The 2,488-nt window shown below is 71.1% G+C and carries 3 protein-coding genes; 2 read left to right on the top strand and 1 reads right to left on the bottom strand.

The window, feature by feature from the left end:
• Nucleotides 1–457: 457 nt before the first annotated feature.
• On the bottom strand, nt 458–784 hold the full coding sequence (locus AB1460_RS36855; RefSeq protein ID WP_368967156.1) for a rhodanese-like domain-containing protein: 327 nt from the start codon (nt 782–784) through the stop codon (nt 458–460).
• 81 nt (nt 785–865) lie between these two features.
• On the opposite strand from AB1460_RS36855, the gene AB1460_RS36860 reads away from it, so the two are divergent.
• Both AB1460_RS36860 and AB1460_RS36865 read left to right on the top strand, forming a co-directional pair.
• Nucleotides 866–1,438 carry a TetR/AcrR family transcriptional regulator gene (locus tag AB1460_RS36860; RefSeq protein ID WP_368967158.1) on the top strand — a complete coding sequence of 191 codons (573 nt, stop codon included), beginning with the start codon at nt 866–868 and terminating at the stop codon, nt 1,436–1,438.
• Nucleotides 1,435–1,935, top strand: a complete 501-nt coding sequence (locus tag AB1460_RS36865) for a GNAT family N-acetyltransferase (protein ID WP_368967160.1) — start codon at nt 1,435–1,437, stop codon at nt 1,933–1,935. The genes AB1460_RS36860 and AB1460_RS36865 overlap by 4 nt, the downstream gene beginning before the upstream one ends.
• The last annotated feature ends 553 nt before the right edge of the window (nt 1,936–2,488 follow it).

Here is a 2,488-nt window from a genome sequence, read left to right on the forward strand (position 1 = left end):
GGCTTCGTGCTGGCCTGGTCCCGGTGGCGCCGCCGCCACCAGGCACGCGCACAAGCCAGCCACTATCGCCGCCAAGCCGCAGCACTCCAACTCAACTGATCACAAAAGTCGGGCTGGAGTACTAGGCCGCCTGGGCCTGTTTGGGAAGTTCATCGGGGGAGCCATTCGTTGATCGTGGCGATGGTGACCGTCGCTCATGGCGGAACGGCGAACTGTCGTACCGGGTCGCGACAGCCCGGTGGCGTTTGAGCCGATCGATGCCACATTCCACGTCCTGGCGTCGAGTCCACCGACGCCGACCAGAACATCCACATCGCCCAGGAGCGGGGCCTGCCGGTCCGCCGGCGGGTCGAGGACATCCCGGCTACCGAGCCACCCAGCGACGAGCGCGCGGCAGCCGGATTCCGGACGAGTACCACCAGACACCGACAGGCCCCGCCGCCGTGGCGGTTCCGGGTCAGGCCGATTCGGTCGGCAGGCCAGCCGCCACCCAGTCCTCGATGCCCTCGCGGTACTTGCGGACGTTGAGGTAGCCGAGCGCGGTGAGCCGGTCGGCGACCTGACCGCTGTTCGGGCAGGCAGGGTTGGAGCAGTAGGTGACGATGGCGGTGTCACGGTCCGGCAGCACGGCCGATGCCCTGGCGTCGACCTCCTTGGGGCGCAGGGCGAGGGCGCCGGGCAGGTGCTGCTGCGCGAAGTACTCGCCACCCAGCGCGTCGACGACGGTCACGTTCCCGGCGGCGATCGCCGCCTTCAGCTCGTCGCGGGTAATGAGTGCGGTCATGCTCCTACCTCCAGATAATCGGACTATAGTCCGGTTGTGCAGGAGAACCTTAGCGGACCGCAGTCCGTTTGTGCAACACCGTTGGAGCTGCTTCGCACCCCGCCGCCCAGGGAACGAGCTGACGCCGCGCGCAACCGGGTCGCCGTGCTGGACGCCGCCGCCCGGCTGTTCGCCGAGCACGGAGTGGCTGCGGTCTCCCTGGACCAGATCGCGGCGGCCGCCGGGGTGGGCAAGGGCACCCTCTTCCGCCGCTTCGGGGACAAGGCGGGCCTGGCGGTCGCACTGCTCGACACGCGGGAGCAGATCCTGCAGGAGGCGATCCTGCACGGGCCGCCCCCACTCGGCCCCGGAGCGGCGCCCACCGAACGGCTCACGGCGTTCGTCGACGCATACCTCGACTACCTGCTGGAGCACCTGGACCTGGTGCGGATGTCGGAGACCGCGACACCCGGAGCCCGCTACCGGATCGGGGCCTACCGGTTCTGGCACCGACACGTGGCGATCCTGCTGGATGGCGTACCCGATCCGGACCTCGCCGCGCACACCCTGCTCGCCGCGCTCGCCGCCGACCACGTCGCCGCGCTGCTGGCGGAGCTCGGCGAGCCCCGCATCAGAACCGGCCTGCACCGCCTCGTCGAGAAGTACCCCGCATGACGCCGCCGTTCTCCGGCCATGCCGGTCCCAGGATCCACCGTGCTCGGTTCGACGAGCTCCCGCCGCGTGTCCTGTACGCCCTGTTGCGGCTGCGGGCCCAGGTCTTTGTCGTGGAGCAGCGGTGTGCCTACCAGGATCTCGACGGCCGGGACCTGGAGCCGGCGACACGACACCTGTGGCTGGCCGCGGAGCCGGCGGAACCGCTCGCCTACCTGCGGGTGGTCGAGGAGGCCGACGGGCTGCGGATCGGCCGGGTGGTCACGGTCGCCCACGCACGCCGCGGTGGCCTCGCCGACCGGCTGCTCACCACCGCGCTCGGCGACGCGGGCGGCGGGCGGCCGGTGGTCCTCAGTGCGCAGACGTCCGCCGTCGGGCTGTACACACGCCACGGTTTCGTGGCTGCCGGCGAGGAGTACCTCGAGGACGGCATACCGCATGTCCCGATGGTCCGGCCGGCGGGCGCCTCCGGGAACCTCCGTGCGGGCGGCGGTGGATGACACTGCCGCGGACTGCGGGCCTTCTCGTCGACGGAAAGTTTGGTGTTCGCTGTCAGCGGCAGCCCCGAATTTCTCCGAAGAATGCCACTGACCTGGATCGCACGGGATAGCCCCGCGATGGTCCGCCGTTGGGAGGACAACGCTGAGGTCGGGAATTCCGGGCCCTGATTGATGCCCGCTCCGGGCGCCTCGCGCGCTTCGCGCGAACGGTCACTATCCTCCGCTGCGGGAGGGGTCGGGCTGCCCGCCGCCGCATTCTTTCGGCGGAGGGGAGCCCGGGCGCGAAACGCCGCGGATGACCGTCGCGGCGTCAGGAGACCACCAGTCGTCGCTCCCCGGAGGATCCAGATGACCTCACCCCCACGACCGTTCGCGGGCGTCACGCTCGCCGCAGCCACGGCCGCGGCCGGACTGCTGATCGCCGGTTGCCAGGTGGGTGTGCCGACGCCAGGATCATCGGCGCCGACGTCCAGCGCGACCCCGGTCCTTCCCTCGGCCACCCCGACGCAGCCGACGTCGCCGCCGAGCACCGCTCCCCCGACGACCCCCGGCC

This window comes from Parafrankia sp. FMc2 (assembly GCF_041008525.1).
Taxonomy (GTDB): Bacteria; Actinomycetota; Actinomycetes; order Frankiales; family Frankiaceae; genus Parafrankia.